This is a genomic window from Bhargavaea massiliensis, from assembly GCF_018390575.1.
Taxonomy (GTDB): Bacteria; Bacillota; Bacilli; order Bacillales_A; family Planococcaceae; genus Bhargavaea; species Bhargavaea massiliensis.
On sequence record NZ_JAHBCJ010000001.1, the window covers coordinates 335,236 to 350,414 of the forward strand.

General features: G+C 52.9%; 12 protein-coding genes. 4 read left to right on the forward strand and 8 right to left on the reverse strand.

The window, feature by feature from the left end; genetic code table 11:
• Nucleotides 1-270 precede the first annotated feature (270 nt).
• The 5 genes from KHA84_RS01820 to ku form a co-directional block, all read right to left on the reverse strand.
• The gene (locus tag KHA84_RS01820) at nucleotides 271-2,544 is read right to left on the reverse strand and encodes an ATP-binding cassette domain-containing protein (protein WP_213421665.1); all 2,274 of its coding nucleotides are present in this window, start codon (nucleotides 2,542-2,544) and stop codon (nucleotides 271-273) included.
• An 82-nt stretch (nucleotides 2,545-2,626) separates the two neighbouring features.
• Nucleotides 2,627-3,481 carry a malate synthase gene (locus KHA84_RS01825; RefSeq protein WP_213421667.1) on the reverse strand — a complete coding sequence of 285 codons (855 nt, stop codon included), beginning with the start codon at nucleotides 3,479-3,481 and terminating at the stop codon, nucleotides 2,627-2,629.
• A gap of 275 nt (nucleotides 3,482-3,756) precedes the next feature.
• Nucleotides 3,757-5,151: an alkaline phosphatase gene (locus KHA84_RS01830; protein WP_213421669.1), complete on the reverse strand. Its 1,395-nt coding sequence runs from the start codon at nucleotides 5,149-5,151 to the stop codon at nucleotides 3,757-3,759.
• A gap of 206 nt (nucleotides 5,152-5,357) precedes the next feature.
• Entirely contained in the window at nucleotides 5,358-6,893 is a 1,536-nt protein-coding gene (locus KHA84_RS01835; RefSeq protein ID WP_213421671.1) for an AbgT family transporter, read from the reverse strand.
• Nucleotides 6,894-7,069: 176 nt separating this feature from the next.
• Nucleotides 7,070-7,900, reverse strand: coding sequence for a non-homologous end joining protein Ku (ku, locus tag KHA84_RS01840; protein WP_213421673.1), 831 nt, complete (start codon nucleotides 7,898-7,900; stop codon nucleotides 7,070-7,072).
• 160 nt (nucleotides 7,901-8,060) lie between these two features.
• On the opposite strand from ku, the gene ligD reads away from it, so the two are divergent.
• From ligD to KHA84_RS01855, 3 genes are all read left to right on the forward strand, one after another.
• Nucleotides 8,061-9,911 carry a DNA ligase D gene (gene ligD, locus KHA84_RS01845; protein WP_213421675.1) on the forward strand — a complete coding sequence of 617 codons (1,851 nt, stop codon included), beginning with the start codon at nucleotides 8,061-8,063 and terminating at the stop codon, nucleotides 9,909-9,911.
• 623 nt (nucleotides 9,912-10,534) lie between these two features.
• Nucleotides 10,535-11,704, forward strand: a complete 1,170-nt coding sequence (locus KHA84_RS01850; protein WP_157294660.1) for a ParM/StbA family protein — start codon at nucleotides 10,535-10,537, stop codon at nucleotides 11,702-11,704.
• The gene (locus KHA84_RS01855; protein ID WP_157294661.1) at nucleotides 11,685-12,053 is read left to right on the forward strand and encodes a hypothetical protein; all 369 of its coding nucleotides are present in this window, start codon (nucleotides 11,685-11,687) and stop codon (nucleotides 12,051-12,053) included. The genes KHA84_RS01850 and KHA84_RS01855 overlap by 20 nt, the downstream gene beginning before the upstream one ends.
• Before the next feature lie 39 nt (nucleotides 12,054-12,092).
• Here the strand turns inward: KHA84_RS01855 and KHA84_RS01860 are convergent, their stop codons facing one another.
• The gene (locus KHA84_RS01860; protein ID WP_213421677.1) at nucleotides 12,093-12,287 is read right to left on the reverse strand and encodes a PspC domain-containing protein; all 195 of its coding nucleotides are present in this window, start codon (nucleotides 12,285-12,287) and stop codon (nucleotides 12,093-12,095) included.
• Between the two features lie 130 nt (nucleotides 12,288-12,417).
• Here KHA84_RS01860 and KHA84_RS01865 point away from each other — a divergent pair, with 130 nt between their 5' ends.
• The gene (locus tag KHA84_RS01865) at nucleotides 12,418-12,969 is read left to right on the forward strand and encodes a GNAT family N-acetyltransferase (RefSeq protein WP_213421679.1); all 552 of its coding nucleotides are present in this window, start codon (nucleotides 12,418-12,420) and stop codon (nucleotides 12,967-12,969) included.
• Nucleotides 12,970-13,175: 206 nt separating this feature from the next.
• Here the strand turns inward: KHA84_RS01865 and KHA84_RS01870 are convergent, their stop codons facing one another.
• Both KHA84_RS01870 and KHA84_RS01875 read right to left on the reverse strand, forming a co-directional pair.
• The gene (locus KHA84_RS01870) at nucleotides 13,176-14,702 is read right to left on the reverse strand and encodes a tripartite tricarboxylate transporter permease (protein WP_213421681.1); all 1,527 of its coding nucleotides are present in this window, start codon (nucleotides 14,700-14,702) and stop codon (nucleotides 13,176-13,178) included.
• A gap of 15 nt (nucleotides 14,703-14,717) precedes the next feature.
• Nucleotides 14,718-15,167, reverse strand: a complete 450-nt coding sequence (locus tag KHA84_RS01875) for a tripartite tricarboxylate transporter TctB family protein (RefSeq protein WP_213421683.1) — start codon at nucleotides 15,165-15,167, stop codon at nucleotides 14,718-14,720.
• Between the last annotated feature and the right edge of the window lie 12 nt (nucleotides 15,168-15,179).

A 15,179-nucleotide genomic window follows, 5' to 3' on the forward strand; every position in this document is an offset into this window, starting at 1 on the left:
TCCTCTCATTGTATAGGAATTTTCTGTTTTCTCACAGAGATGCCTGATCAACAAAATGGGGCTGTCCAATAAGTCATTAATACGATAAAAACAGCAAACGGCACGGACTCTGGTCGCTTACCGCGGGCCGGCGCCGAGCCCCGCGTAAAGCGGGTCTCGACAGCCCGGCTTTTCCCGCAGGTGTCTCCCGACGTCCGTGCCGTTTGCTATATCATGTGCTGAATCCGACTTTTCGGACAGCCCCTAAAGGAATTTATTTCGTTTGAATGATCAATCTCTGCCGGCCCCGGCCTTTAACCATTTCGCAGTCACCGTATTGGCATCCAGCATCTTTTTCGGGGTCCCCTCGAACAGGATCTCACCGCCCCGCTTCCCCCCGCCAGGGCCCATTTCGATGACCCAGTCGCCAGCAGCGATAAAGTCCAGATTGTGTTCGATGATGATGACAGAGTTTCCCCGCCCCACAAGTTTCTGAAAGACTTCCAAAAGCTTTTCGCCGTCCTCAGCATGCAAGCCGAGGGACGGTTCGTCCAGAAGATAGATCTGGCCTTCCTTCTGCAGTTGGCTTGCGAGTTTCAGGCGCTGGACTTCTCCTCCGCTTAAAGAACTTGTCGTCTGCCCCAAGGTCAGGTACCCCAGCCCGACGTCCTTTAGCGTCTGCACCCTGTTCAGGATCTTTTGCCGTTTAAAGTCCTCCGCAGCCTCATCAATCGTCAGTTCCAGAATATCGATGATGTTTTTGCCCTCGTACCGGTAAGACAGAGCCTCATCCGAGTACCTCGTCCCGCCGCAAGCCTCACAGGGAATCGTCACCGGATCCGCAAATGCGACTTCCGGCGTCAGGACGCCCTTTCCTTTACAGACCGGGCATGCCCCCAAGGAGTTGAAGCTGAACAATCCAGCCGGCTGTCCTGTCGCTTTTGCAAAGGCGGCCCGGATGTCATCCATGATCCCCATGTACGTCGCCATCGTCGAGCGGCTGGAGACTCCTATCCCGCCCTGCCCCACAGTGATAGATTCCGGATATCGTTCCTTGAACGCCTCCAGGATCAGGGAGCTTTTGCCTGAACCGGATACGCCGCAAACAGAAACGAGCACCCCTTTGGGTATATCCGCATTTACGTGTTTCAGGTTATTGTTCCCTGCTCCCGTTATCGTAAAATGACCTTTTGGATCTCTCGGAATTTCGTTGATTTCAAGTTTTTGCTTCAGGGCTTTCGCGGTCGGAGAGTCGGTTAACCCTTCCAACGACCCCTGGAAGACCACGTTGCCCCCATTCACGCCTGCTCCCGGGCCCAACTCCACAATTTCATCCGCCGCCCTGACCACCGACAGATCGTGTTCGATGACGATCACCGTATTGTGCTGGTCTTTGATCTTTTTCAGCATTCCGATCAGCAGATGCACTTCCTCGGGATGAAGTCCGGCGCTCGGTTCGTCGAAAATGTAGGTCAGGTTATTCAGGCTGTTCCCCAAGTGACGGGCAATTTTCACCCTTTGGGCTTCTCCTCCGGAGAGGGTGCCCATTTTCCTGGACAAACTCAAGTAGCCCAGCCCCATGCCGATCAACTGCTTTACACCGGGAATCACCTGCCTGGCGATGGATTCTCCCGTAGGATCCTGGATGTTCGACAGTTCTTCCAGCAGCTCCGGAAGCTCCAGCTGATCGTATTCCGCGATGTTCAGTCCGTTGATTTTGCATTCCAGCACTTTCGGGTTCAGTCCGGAGCCTTGGCAGGTCGGACACAGAGTATGAGCCGACACCGCCAATACATCGTCCTGGGAGACTTGTTTGAGCTTTGAGATGTCCCGATTAATATAGACACGCGTGAATCTCGGGAGCAGCCCGTCCCACTCCGCATTTTGCGGCCCGTTTTTTGTGTGGAACGGCGCATAAGCGCGTTCCCCTTCCCGGGGGCCGTACAACAGAAGGCGCCGTTCTTCTTCCGGGTAGTCCTTGATGGGTTTGTCGGGATCAAACAATCCGCACGTCATCATCCAATGACCCTGCCAGCCGGAAGGCGACAATGGCTTGAACCGGACGGCATGCTCCCTGAGCGATTTATCGAAATCGACCAGCTTGCCCACGTCCGGCGTGATCACTTGCCCGAAACCGCCGCATTCCGGACACCTTCCGAATGTACTCTGGCTGGAGAAATCATTGGCGGATCCGATCGCCGGTTGCCCGATTCTCGAGAACAGCAGCCGGATCAGCGGATCGATGTCCATATATGTGCCGACCGTGGAACGGGAATTGCCTCCTGCCGGCCTTTGCTCCACGACAATCACCGGGCTTAAGTTCTGCATCAGATCGGCCTGGGGCCTTTCGTATCTCGGCATCTGATACCTGACGTAAGCCGGATAGTTCAACGTCATTTGCCTTCTGCTCTCGGTTGCGAGCGTATCAAAGACGACCGAGCTCTTGCCCGAGCCGGAAAGGCCGGTGAACACGATGATTTTTTCTTTCGGCAGATTCAGGTCAATGTTCTTCAGGTTGTTTTCTTTGAGCCCTCTTAGGATGATCTCATCTTTTTCTCGTGACATTTCATGTCCTTTCTGCCGGCGTGCGGCGGCCGAATGATGAAACCGCTATGATGAATGACGAAACCGTCCCGAAAGCGGCTCGTTATTTTCGCATCAATGCACCGTCCGGCTTTGGCAGTTCGCCCGCGGCAATCTGATTCATTTCACAGAAATGATCAAAGAACTGCTGCGCCTTTTCTTGTTCTTCCGCGTCACTTTTTGATGAAACGATATCCCGCAATATTTGGGCCATCATTGTATTATCGAAATAACGATATTTTCCGGTATTCCACGTCATCTTGCCCGGGGATCTTTCGTTCACATAATAGTTCCAGAAAAGCATGTCAGCCGATTCCTGTTCGGCAAGTTGAATTCTGTGCACTGAGTGTGCAGGAATCATTCCGTCTTCACACAGCCTGCCGGTGAATTTTTCATTGACCATATACATCCCGATGATCCGCCTGGACTGTTCAGGCATTCCTGAATCCCTCACAGTCAGAAGGACCGCGCTGTTTTGGTGCAGACGGGCGGGCTTATTCGGCTTCCCTTTATTTTTTCCGCTTTTGATTTCACCCGAAAAAACTTTCCACTCTGTGAAAGCCTGTTGCTGCTCTTCCGGATCACACCAAAAAACCATTTGCGATTGCGGATGCAGTTTCCGATTCTTCATCAGATTTTCATGCTCCATGCGAAGTTCATGCTTTTTCCGCTGAACCTCTCTTTTCTTTTCCCGTTTTGATTCTCTTGCTTGCCGTTCACTTTCTTTTTGTTTAATGATCTTACTAAGCGAACGGGCGGCATCCTGGTCTTTCAAGACCAAGTGCTCTCCGAATACATCCGGGAAAATAAACCGCTTATTTTCATCGCCAAAAGCGATTTCAACTCTTGAGTCACTCATATTGACGATGTTGCCCGTTCCAAAATGCCTATGCTTCACTTTCTGGTCAATCAGATTCATCATTCTTTTCCCCCTCCGTAAAATTTAAGTCGCACAACTGTTTTTACTTCGGTACAAAAAAGAACATAAAAAAACGCATTCTTTCTAATCCGCGGAATACACAGCGGAACGTGGAATACGTCGCGGAAAAACAATTGTATAATTATTGTAACATTTATTCGAAAATAACACAAATTTGCCGTTGACAAGTCGATTCAAAGTATTGTATGATTTCAAGTTTATCATAAAGAAAGAAGGGGATCGGCTGTCCAATCCCCTTCTTGTCTATTCAGATATTATTTATCGAGTTTCATCACTTCTGCAATCAATTTCGGAAGATCCGTGTTGTCGTGGAAGCCGGCAAAGTTGTCGGCTTTCGGCCCGAACACGTAAAGCGGGATGTCCGCGCCTGTGTGGTTCGTGCTCGTCCAGCCGATGTTCGCTCGGTCGCTGATCACATGGTTGATCGCCAGGCTGGCGTTGTCCGCTTCACGGATGGTTCCGATTTCTTCTTCAGACAGATCAAAGCCTGTAAAGGTTTTCACCACTTCCGCCACATTTGAACGGTCTTCGTTTAATTGTGCCGCCATGTGATCGCCTGTCGCTGTCACGTTTTGGAGAACGTCCGCGTTCAGCTCCATGGATCCGTTTGAACCGGTTGTCATGCCGCCCGTGTCGTGGTCGCCCGCGACAACGACGAGTGTGTTGCCGTCTTCTTCCGCAAATTCAATCGCTTCTTCTACTGCTTTTTCAAAGGCTTCTGCGTCAGACATAGCCCATGCCGCGTCATTGGCGTGGCCCGCCCAGTCAATCTGGCTGCCTTCAACAACGAGGAAGAATCCGTCCTTGTCCTCTTCAAGTGCGTCGATGGCGGCTTCCGTCATTTCGGCGATGCTTGGCTGTTCCGTTTCCCCGCGGTGGAGCTCAGGAGCCAGTGCGTCTTCTGCAAAAAGCCCGAGCAGGCGGTCGCCTTCGTCTACGTCAAGGTCATCGACATCCAGCAGCTGTTCACGGGTTTCCACGTATGTAGCGCCCTCGTCCTGTGCTTCGCGGATCAGGTTGCGTTCGTCCTGGTTGCCGCCTTCTGATGCCGGCAGGAAGTTGTTTTTGCCTCCGCCCAGGATGACGTCCACACCGCTGTCCGCCATCTGGCGGGCGATTTCCGTTTCATTGTTCCGGCTGTCGACATTCGCGACAAATGAGGCCGGAGTTGCGTGCGTAATGGTCGAAGTGGCGACCAGGCCGGTGGATTTGCCGGCTTTTTCCGATGCTTCGAGAATGGATTCGAGCTCATTCCCCTCCGCGTCCAGGCCGACTACGCCGTTGTTCGTCTTGACGCCTGTCGCCATCGCCGTACCCGCCGCCGCTGAATCCGTGATTGCCGAGTTGGCAGAATACGTGGTGAACATCCCTTTCAGATGAGCATCCCATACTGCTTCTTCACCTTTGTAAACGCGGTAGTTCGACGCATAATCCGAGCTGAACCCGTCCGGGATCATGTAGATGACGTTTTCAACCTTGTCTTTTTCTTTGTCTTTCCCTTTCCCCTTGCCTGCCCATTCAGGTTTTCCGGCCCATTCCGGCTTTCCCTGCCCTGCCCATTCAGGCTTGGCTGCATCCGCGGCTGTCAGTCCCATTCCGGACAAGACAAGGCCCGCACCCAGCGCAGCAATTCCGACTTTCTTCAGCATGCTACCCACTCCTCCAAACAAGTTTATACAACACTTGCCACTCTATCGGAGAAATGTTTACGCAGAGTTAATTTGGTGTAAAGGAATTGTTAGAAATAACCAGTAATAAAGAATCACTACAATGGGCCCAACAATTGATGTTGCCGAAAATAAACACCGTCCGTTTGCAGTAAAGTTCATGCAACACGGACGGTATTGTTGTATTTTTACTGACCAAGGTAGATCCCGCCGCCCGGTCCGAGCGGAATATCCAAGAGGAACCATACACTGAACAGGATCAGCCACATGATCGTAAAGGCGATCGAATATGGTAGGAGGGTAGTCATGAACGTGCCCATCCCCATTTTCGGATTATACTTCCTGGCAAATGTCAGGACAATCGCAAAGTACGGGAACATTGGTGTAATCGGATTTGTAAGCGAGTCGCCGATCCGGTAGGCCACCTGTGTGACGGCCGGGTCATAGCCCATCATCAGGAACATCGGGACAAAAACCGGTGCCAGGATGGCCCACTTTGCGGAGGCGCTGGCGATCAGGAAGTTGATGAGCGCAGCGATCAGGATGAAGCCGAGGAAAAGAGGCAGTCCCGTGAAGCCAATCGAATCAAGTGCCGCTGCGCCATTTATGGCGATGACCGGTCCCAGGTTGCTCCAGTTAAAGTAAGCGATCATCTGTCCCGCGACAAACGCGATGACAATATATGGCCCCATGCTGGCCATCGCTTTCCCGAGATGATTTCCAAAGTCCCTCGAGTTCTTAAGTACGCCCGATGCTTTCCCGTAGGCGATGGCAGGGACGATGAAGAGAATCATCATGATCGGGATAATCGAATCCATGAACGGTGAAATGATCAGCCCGCCGTCTTCAGGGTTCCGGAGTATCGCGTTTTCAGGAAGGGTCAGAAAGGCGAGAATGGCCCCGGTGATCAGAATGGAGAGGCCCGCCCACTTCAGGCCCTTTTTTTCTTCCGCCGTGATTTCTTCAGTGGATTCCGCCTTAACGATGCCTTCGAACTTGCCGAGACGAGGCTCGACAATCCGATTCGTCACAAATGTGGCGACCGGGATCAGGATGAGCGCGGAGATGCAAAGGAAGTAATAGTTGATCATCGGGTTGCCTTGGTAATCCGGGTCAACCATGTGGGCAGCCGGTTCCGTAAACCCGTAGACGAGCGGATCGGTCAGGGACAGCAGCAGGTTTGCCCCGAAGGCGCCTGCACATGCCGCATAGGCCACGGCGATCCCGGCGAGCGGATGGCGTCCGAGCGCAGCGAAGATCATTGCGACAATCGGCGGAAGGACGACAAACGCCGCGTCTGCCGCCGCGTTCCCGGAAATTGCGACAAGAACGATGATCGGCAAGATGATCTTCTTCGGTGCTTTCAGGACGGTCGCCTTCATCATCGCTGTGATCAGCCCGGTCGATTCGGCGAGCCCGACGCCGAGCATGACGACCAGTACAAGCCCAAGCGGCGGGAAGCTGGTGAAGTTCGTGACCATTTCCGTCAGGATCCGGATGAGTCCCTCCCCGTTCAGGAGGTTGACGACGGTGATGGTCTCCCCGGTCCCCGGGTTGACAGCAGACGTCCCCATCATTCCGAAGATTGCGGAAGCCACGAGGATGGCCGCGGCAAGATAAACGAAAAGCATAACGGGATCCGGCAGCTTGTTTCCTATTTTTTCGACGGTGTCGAGAAAGCGGTCAAACGCCCCGCGTTTTTTTGGTTGGGTGGCATTCGCCATAATTCGGTTTCCCCCTTTAGCACGGTAAAGCGCTACAGCGATGTTTATTATCTTAACAAAATCTGCAGGGAATTCAATACTGTCCGAGAAATCTTTCGGGCCGAAAGGGTGGAAGTTACTTCCTTCCACCAAAAAAACAGAGATTCCGGGATGTCGCCCCGGAATCTCCTGTCTGGCTAAGCTTTCTTTTTCTTCGCGGCCGCCCGTTTTTTCGGAGCGGGCTTTTTCTTTGTGGACTTTTCGAGGGATGCCTGGAGCGCGGCCATCAGATCGGTCGCGTTTGTCGCAGCCGGTGCTTCCCGCTCTGTTGCGGTGACTGTTTCCTTGCCCGCCTTTTTTGCCTCGATCAGCTCCATGAGCGCTTCGCGGTACTCATCCTTGTATTTTTCAGGCTCGAACGGCGTCGTCAGCTGCTCGATCAGCATAAGGGCGACGTCCAGCTCTTTTTTCTGTACGTTCTCCGCGTCGGGCACGTTCGGCACATCCTCGACTTTTCTTACTTCGTCCGGATAATGGATCGTCTCCAGCATCAGTGCATTTTTGTAGACACGGACCGCCGCGAGCTGCTCTTTTTGCCGGATGATGATTTTCGCAATTCCGATCTTGTCCGAATCCCCGAGCGCCGCGCGCAAAAGCGCATATGCCTTCGCCCCGCCCTTATCGGGCGCAAGAAAGTACGTCCGTTCAAAGTAGATCGGATCGATTTCTTCCAGTTTCACAAAGTCGACAATCTCGACCGCTTTGTCCTCATTTTCCTTTTTGAGCGCCTTCAGATCGTCCTCATCAAGCACGACGAACTTGCCCTTCGTGTACTCGTACGCCTTCACGATATCCTCCGGCTTCACTTCCGCGTTGCAAGCCGTGCACACCTTCTTATAAGAGATCGGCGCGTTGCACTCTTTATGCAGCTGCCGGAGCTTGACGTCCCGGTCCTCGGTCGCCGCGTGCAGCTTCACCGGAATATTGACGAGTCCGAAGCTGATGCTGCCTTTCCACACCGTATGCATCCCATCACCTGCTTTTTCCCCTAGCATGTCCTGTTCCCGCCCCGCTATGTATGAAGTTTTCCGGGGAGTGCACACTGGAATGGAGTAGAGCGGGCGTCTGGGAATGGACATGTAATCTTAACTCTTTCGGAAAATCCTGCCGCTATAAAGGAGGCAAACCATGAAACCGATGAAGCTCACACCTGCAGAAACGCTGCCGGAGGGCTCCGGCTGGCTGTATGAAGTTAAATACGACGGTTTCCGTTGCCTTCTGGACTGGCGGAAGGACGGGATCCGCCTGCTTAGCCGGAACGGGAATGACCTGGCGGACCGGTTTCCTGAAATCATCGCAGCAATCTCGGAAGCAAGCGATGTGGCGCGCCCTTTCTTGCCCCTCCTTTTAGACGGAGAGCTCGTTTTTCTGTTAAACGACGTTAGAAGTGATTTTTCCGTAGTAGCACGCCGCTCCAGGCTCCGCACACAATCAGCGATCGAGGAACAGAGCCGCATGTTTCCATGCCGATTTGCCGCGTTCGACCTGCTGGAGAAGAGCGGTGAAGACCTTCGGGCAATGACTGTCGAAAAGCGGAAACAAGCTCTTGGCGAGCTGCTGCAGGCGCTCTCCTTTCCCTTGGACACAGACTACCTCTCCCCGTCATCGGTGCAGGGAGTGGCTGCCCAAACCGGACCCAAACCGCTCAAAAGCCGTCTGATCGCCGGAAATGGCGAAGGATTGGTTGCAAAGCGGAGCGGCAGCCGCTGGCAGGAAGGCATCCGGTCCACCGACTGGGTAAAGGTGAAAAACTGGCGGGCCGTTCCGGTCGTTCTGACGGGATTCGAAACGGAAAACAGCAACTTTTCAGGACGCATTGTGGACGAAGGGGAATGGCGGGAGGTCGTCACTTTGCGCCATGGTTTTTCCGAAGAAGAATCTAAAACACTCACAGCGCTCTTCAAAGCAAACGGGACAGAAGGACCACCAGGCGTCTTTACGCTGGCACCGGCAGTCGTCGCAGAAGTATTGACGATCGGTGAGTCCGGCGGAAAACTGCGGGAACCCCGCTTTTCCCGTTTTCTTTTGGATGAAGACCCGGAGACCGTCACCCTGGAGCGGTACCGGCGTGCGCTTGAGCCGATTCCACCAGGGGTCACTGTGACAAATCCGGATAAGCCGCTATTTCCCGAAGCCGGAATCGACAAGGATGGCTACCTTCTTTACCTGCAGCACGCTGCGCCCCATCTGCTGCCCTGGCTTAAGGACCGCCCGCTCACGGTCATCCGGTATCCGCACGGCACAGAGGACACGGAACGGTTTTATCAAAAGCATGCCCCGGATCCCGTTCCTTCATTTGTCCAAACAGTACCCGGAGAGGAAGGTGAGCTTCTGTTATGCAACAGTTTGGAAACCCTTCTCTGGCTGGGCAACCAGGCTGCACTGGAGCTGCACGTCCCTTTTGGACGGTTGCGGAAGGGAGAAGAATCGACCTATCCGGATGAGATTGTTTTTGATCTGGATCCGCCGGATGCCTCAAAGTTTCAGCTTGCAGTAGACGCTGCTCTCCGCCTTAAAAAAGTGTTTGACGGTTTTGGACTGAAAACATTCGTGAAGACATCCGGCGGTAAAGGGATGCAGCTGTATATCCCGATTCTTCCTGGTACGTATACCTACGAGGAGACAAGGCTCTTCACTTCGTTTGCCGCGGATTATCTGTGCGAGCAGGCACCCGAACGGTTCACGACCGAGAGGATGAAGAAAAATCGGGGTGGGCGGCTGTATGTGGATTATGTCCAGCATGCCCGGGGAAAAACGATTATCGCTCCTTATTCTACCCGCGGAGCGGGACATGCACCGGTGGCAACTCCGCTTGAATGGCATGAGCTTACAGAAAATCTTCGGCCGGAAACCTTCACCATCCACACAGTGACAGAACGGCTGCGGACAATAGGCGACCCCTTTCGACTGATGGAAGATTCAAGATCCTTGCAGCCCTTTGGTGACGTGCTGGCGAAACTTAAAGAAATGCTGGGATAGATAAATCATCCGCTGTGGACAATCAGAGTTGCTTTTAGTTTATACACATATTATCCACACAATTGAAATAGTATTTATGTATGTTGCGATTGTATGTATATTATCCACAGGATATCTATCTAACCTGTGGATTTGTTGATTACTCTGATTTTTGGAGTTCGGGTGAGAAGCAACGGTTTAGAACCGTGAAGGAGAGAGATCCGAAGCAGGGTGTAAAGGAGAAGGTGAAGGAGAAAATGAAACCAAGGTGAAATTTGCACCAAACGACTTAATGATGGATGAGAAGTCCGACGGCATTTTCCTGCAGATATTTTCTTACGCATTTTTTGTCGAAGAGAGGAGTGAAGGAGGCAAAACAATCAATTTTCCTCCTTCCGTAATTCCATAATTTACTTTTATTAACTCTCACACATTGTATTTCTATTATACACACAAAAGAAATACAATATACTCACATTTTCATACATACTATGTGCGCACAATAGAAATATATTATCCGCCTAAAACGCACTTTTCGGCGATTCCTGTAAGATTTTTGTGCGCATATCCTACATATTCTCTATTTCTATCATGAGGAGGGCGCGGTATAATCAATGATAGAAACCTAGAGGGAGTGAATGGGAATGGCAGTACTCAAAGCTGGCGCAGATGCCGGTAACAACGCACTAAAATTATGGGTGAAAGATAATGAACCAATTCTGATTCCTACCGTCTACTCGCTGTATATGGGAGAGACGACAGAACTGATGGATATGGAAGATATTCCGAAGGATGCCCTGCTTGAGAATATTGACGTTACGATTAACTCCAAAGCGCTATCCTTTAACGGCCAGCGCTACGTAATCGGAGAAAAGGTGCTGAATGATACGCTTCCGGGTATCGAGCTTGAAAAGCGGTCGGACAAGTCTTCGGATGAGATCCCGGTTCTTGTGACGCTCGCCGGCCTGGCAATCGATGCCATGCGCCGCGAATACAAGAAAAACAAGATCACGGTCACATACGACCTGTCCGTGGCACTGCCGGTCGGCATGATTACACAGGAAGCGGCAAAAAACAACGCAGCCCGCTATATGGGGACGCACGAAGTCATCTTCCACCATCCGTCCGGACGCAATGTGACTGTGACGATCAAGATCGAATACTGCAAGTGCCTGCCTGAAGGCGCTGCAGCCGCGTGGGGAGTCGTCTTCGATGAAGGCGGCAAGCTGTCCGAGCGCAAAGTGGAAGTCGGCGACAAGATCATGAAGGTCGACTTCAGCGACAAGACACTACTCCACTTCGACATCGGCTCCGGCACGACGGAGATTGTGGTGACGGAAGGCGTCAGATTCAATCCTAAGCTGTCGGAAGGCCTCAATTTCGGCGTTAAATCGGCGATCAGCGAGATCCTGAAGCGCTGGAACCGCAACCACCCGGTCAAATCGATCGATTCCATGGCGGAGTTCAACGAAATCTACTTCGATCCTGAACACCCGCGCCACAATGAGCTGAAAGCGGAGTCCCAGACCGGTCTCATGCAGCTGGCACAGCGCATCAGCCGTCCGATCATCAACAAGATCGACGACCTGAAGGATGACCCGTACGTCTTCATCTACGGCGGCGGAGCGGCCATCCTGAAAGACTACCTGCAGCAGATCCTGAATGCAAAGGAACGCACGACCAACGTCACGTTCCTCCAAGACCCGATGTTCGTCAACGCGCGCGGCCTCCTCGTCTACACCTGCTCGCCTCGCTATGAGCAGCAGAAAGAAAAGGAATTAGGTGTGGTCGCAAGTGGCGCGGAATCGAAGTAAAACTTATCAGCATGGGGAACGGATCAATATTTACTTGAGCCGCGATCTCACGCCGGAGTTCATCGACTGGATCAATACCCAGTCCGACCTGTCGAACTTCTTCCTGTACGCCGCCCAACAGCTGTACCGGAAGACGGGCTTCGTCGATGTCGCCGAAGTCATGCCGAGAAAGATCAACTTCGAACTTGCCGGCGCGGAAGACCGGGATCTCTTCATCCCGGAGGCCGCCCCGCCGGCGCCCGTACGCGCAGAAATACCAAAAGTGGAACCAGAACCCGAACCGGATCCGCCGAAGGAACCCGCTCCCGCCTGGGGCGCCCTGGACGACTTTGACGACCCGTTCGCTTGAGGGCAGAAGAAAACCCGCCGGAATGGCGGGTTTTTTCGTTTATCCAATTTTGTTTCTCAGCAAGAACGGCTCTTCCATTGTCCAATTCAAGAGCAGATAAACCCATATGGAAGCAGAGGCAGTCAGGAGAAAAATCAGTCTGACGACAAATGATGAGATACCCGTGAATTCCGCTATTCCCCCGCACACCCCGACCAGCGCGCGGTCCTCCGATGACTTTCTAAGTTTCTTCAAGCGGCTCCCTCCTCCTAAACCTTATTAGTGATGTGAATCCCAATATCCTTTTCCAGCTCCATTCGAGAAGGAAAATCTCCGTCGATGTCCAATTAGTTCAATCAACTGTCCAAGGGAAGGAAGGAATCCGATGAACCAGCCTGCCACCAGTCCAACATTAAAAACAGAACGCCTGCTGCTCCGCCGCTTCACCGCAGCCGATGCACCGGAAGTCAGCCGGCTGTGCGACAACTATAACCTGTATAAAAGCACACTGAACCTGCCGTACCCCTATCCGTTGGAGAGCGCGCTGGAGTGGATCGCCACGCATGACGAAAGCTTTACCTCTGGGCGGATGTATGAGTTCGCGATCACGAACAAGGAAAGCGGCAAGCTCTACGGAGCCATCGGACTTTCCCACCAGCAGGCACACCGCCACGGAGAAATCGGCTACTGGATCGGAGAGGAATATTGGGGGCAAGGATATGCCACCGAAGCTGCAAAAGCCGTATTGGACTTCGCTTTCCTTGGAAAAGACTTTCACAGGGTCTATGCAAGGTTCTTTGCGTCCAACCCGGCATCCGGCAAAGTCATGGAAAAGTGCGGGATGACGTATGAGGGCACGCAGAAAGACCATATCTTCAAAGAAGGCCGTTATGAGGATCTCCTGCTTTTCGGGATTCTTAATCCAAACCATCAATAGTTATGCACAAAACCCGCCACATCCGGCGGGTTTCTGTTTGATTCGCCTTATCCACTTGTTGATAACTCTTCAATTTTGTTCCTATCCACAGAGTTATTCAGAATTCGACTCAACCTGTGGATGAGGGGTCCCGCCGTAACAGATGACGAGAAAGCAGGAAGGGAAAACTCCCCCTTCCTGCTTTCTATGTTTCATGAGTATCTGGATCACTCTTCTTCGTTTACAATGACCGACTTGCCTCTCATCTTGAGGATTAGTGGGATGAGAAGCCATGCCGCCGCCGCAATCAGGAAGACGAGGGACAACGGCTTCGTGACGAAGATCGAGAAATCGCCATTTGAAATAGTGAGCGCCCTCCTCATGTTGTTCTCGATCATCGGCCCGAGCACAAGGGCCAGAACAAGCGGAGCAACAGGGAAATCGTTTTTCGTCAGCAGATAGCCGAAGATACCGAAAGCAAGCAGCAGATATAAATCAAATGTAGTGTACTGGACCGCGTAGACACCGAAGAACGAGATGGCCACGATAATCGGGAGCAAGTACTTCTTGGGCGTCTGGATTACCTTGGCGAACACGCGGACGAGTGGCATGTTGAGCGCCAGAAGCATCAGGTTGCCGATGAACATACTTGCAATGAGGCCCCAGGCCACTTCCGGGTGCTCATCAAAGAGCAGCGGCCCCGGCTGGATGTTGTACATAATCAGTGCACCCATCAAGATGGCAGTCGTCCCGGAACCCGGAATGCCGAGTGTCAGCAAGGGAATCATGGCACCGCCTGAAGCGGCGTTGTTTGCTGACTCCGGTCCTGCCACCCCTGCGATGGCGCCTTTTCCGAATTTCTCCGGATGCTTGCTGAACTTCTTCTCCGTGATGTAGGAGAAGAACGACGCGAGCGTTGCGCCCGCCCCGGGCAGTACGCCGATGAAAAAGCCCAGAAGCGAGCTGCGCACAATCGGAACCGAACTGTCCTTCATATCCTGCTTGGTCGGCAAGATGCGATGGATTTTGGCGATGGCGCCGTCTGCCCCGTCCCGTTCAAGAATTGTCTTGAACACCTCACCGAGCGCAAAAAGGCCAACTGCGATCGTCAAGAACTCAAAGCCTGAATAAAGGATCGGCATGTTGTATGTAAAACGCGCAATGCCGGATACAGCATCGATCCCGACTGTTCCGAGCATCAGGCCGAAGACCGTCATCATCAAGGCCTTTGTCATCGACTTGCCTGCCAGCCCACTGACCGCGGCAAGTCCGAGCAGCATCAGAGAGAAGTACTCGGCGGGCCCGAACTTCAGCGCCACATTGGACAGCGGCTCGGCCAGCAGGACCAGTCCGAGCAGGGAGATAATGCCCGCTACAAATGATCCGATTGCCGCAATCGACAGAGCGGCTCCCGCACGTCCCTGCTTGGCCATCTGATACCCGTCCAGCGTCGTCACGACGGAGGAAGATTCCCCCGGCGTATTCAGCAGGATGGACGTGGTCGACCCGCCGTACATGGCCCCGTAGTACACCCCGGCCAGCAAAATGATGGAGCTTGCGGCGGCAGCATCCGTCGGGAGGCCTGAAGTCATGGTCGCCGTAACCGGTATGAGGAGGGCGACGCCGCTCATCGGACCGATTCCCGGCAGGACCCCTACTGCGGTCCCAATGAGGACACCGATAAACGCGAAGAGGAGATTATGCCATTGGAACGCGACGCTGAAGCCGTCAGCCAGAAATTGCAATGTATCCATTCCGTTCCCTCCTCCTTAAAGTCCCGGGAATCCCGGCAGCGCGCCGCCGAGCAGTTCCGAGAAGAAATAGTAAACACCGAAAGAAAAAACAGCCGCGATGATCAGGGTCTTTATCCAGCTTCCCCGTTCCATCGCCTGGAAGGCGACAATCAGGAACAGGAAAGTGGAGGCTACGTAGCCGAGCTTTTCAAGTAGAAAGGCATAGGCCACGGCACTGAGGAAGATCACCAGGAACCGCTTGTATTGGACAGGCTCTTTTTTGCCTTCTTCCCCTTTGTATTTGAATGTTTCATAGATCAGCCGCGCACTGAGCAGGATCAGCAGGATGCCGAGCCCTGTCGGGAAAATATCCGGACCCACGCTGGATCCGTAGGCGCTATGAGAAATTTTCCTCGCTTCCATCACAAATACCAGACCGATCACCAAAAAGATAATGCCCGCATAGCGGTCGAACGTTTTGCTCATATTTTTTACACC

Bases quoted from the DNA above. Each gene is read 5' to 3' on its own strand.
- KHA84_RS01820 (WP_213421665.1), bottom strand. From the start codon at position 2,544: ATGTCACGAGAAAAAGATGAGATCATCCTAAGAGGGCTCAAAGAAAAC.
- KHA84_RS01870 (WP_213421681.1), bottom strand. From the start codon at position 14,702: ATGGATACATTGCAATTTCTGGCTGACGGCTTCAGCGTCGCGTTCCAA.
- KHA84_RS01865 (WP_213421679.1), top strand. From the start codon at position 12,418: ATGAACCAGCCTGCCACCAGTCCAACATTAAAAACAGAACGCCTGCTG.
- ligD (WP_213421675.1), top strand. From the start codon at position 8,061: ATGAAACCGATGAAGCTCACACCTGCAGAAACGCTGCCGGAGGGCTCC.
- KHA84_RS01835 (WP_213421671.1), bottom strand. From the start codon at position 6,893: ATGGCGAATGCCACCCAACCAAAAAAACGCGGGGCGTTTGACCGCTTT.
- ku (WP_213421673.1), bottom strand. From the start codon at position 7,900: ATGCATACGGTGTGGAAAGGCAGCATCAGCTTCGGACTCGTCAATATT.
- KHA84_RS01825 (WP_213421667.1), bottom strand. From the start codon at position 3,481: ATGAATCTGATTGACCAGAAAGTGAAGCATAGGCATTTTGGAACGGGC.
- KHA84_RS01875 (WP_213421683.1), bottom strand. From the start codon at position 15,167: ATGAGCAAAACGTTCGACCGCTATGCGGGCATTATCTTTTTGGTGATC.
- KHA84_RS01830 (WP_213421669.1), bottom strand. From the start codon at position 5,151: ATGCTGAAGAAAGTCGGAATTGCTGCGCTGGGTGCGGGCCTTGTCTTG.
- KHA84_RS01850 (WP_157294660.1), top strand. From the start codon at position 10,535: ATGGCAGTACTCAAAGCTGGCGCAGATGCCGGTAACAACGCACTAAAA.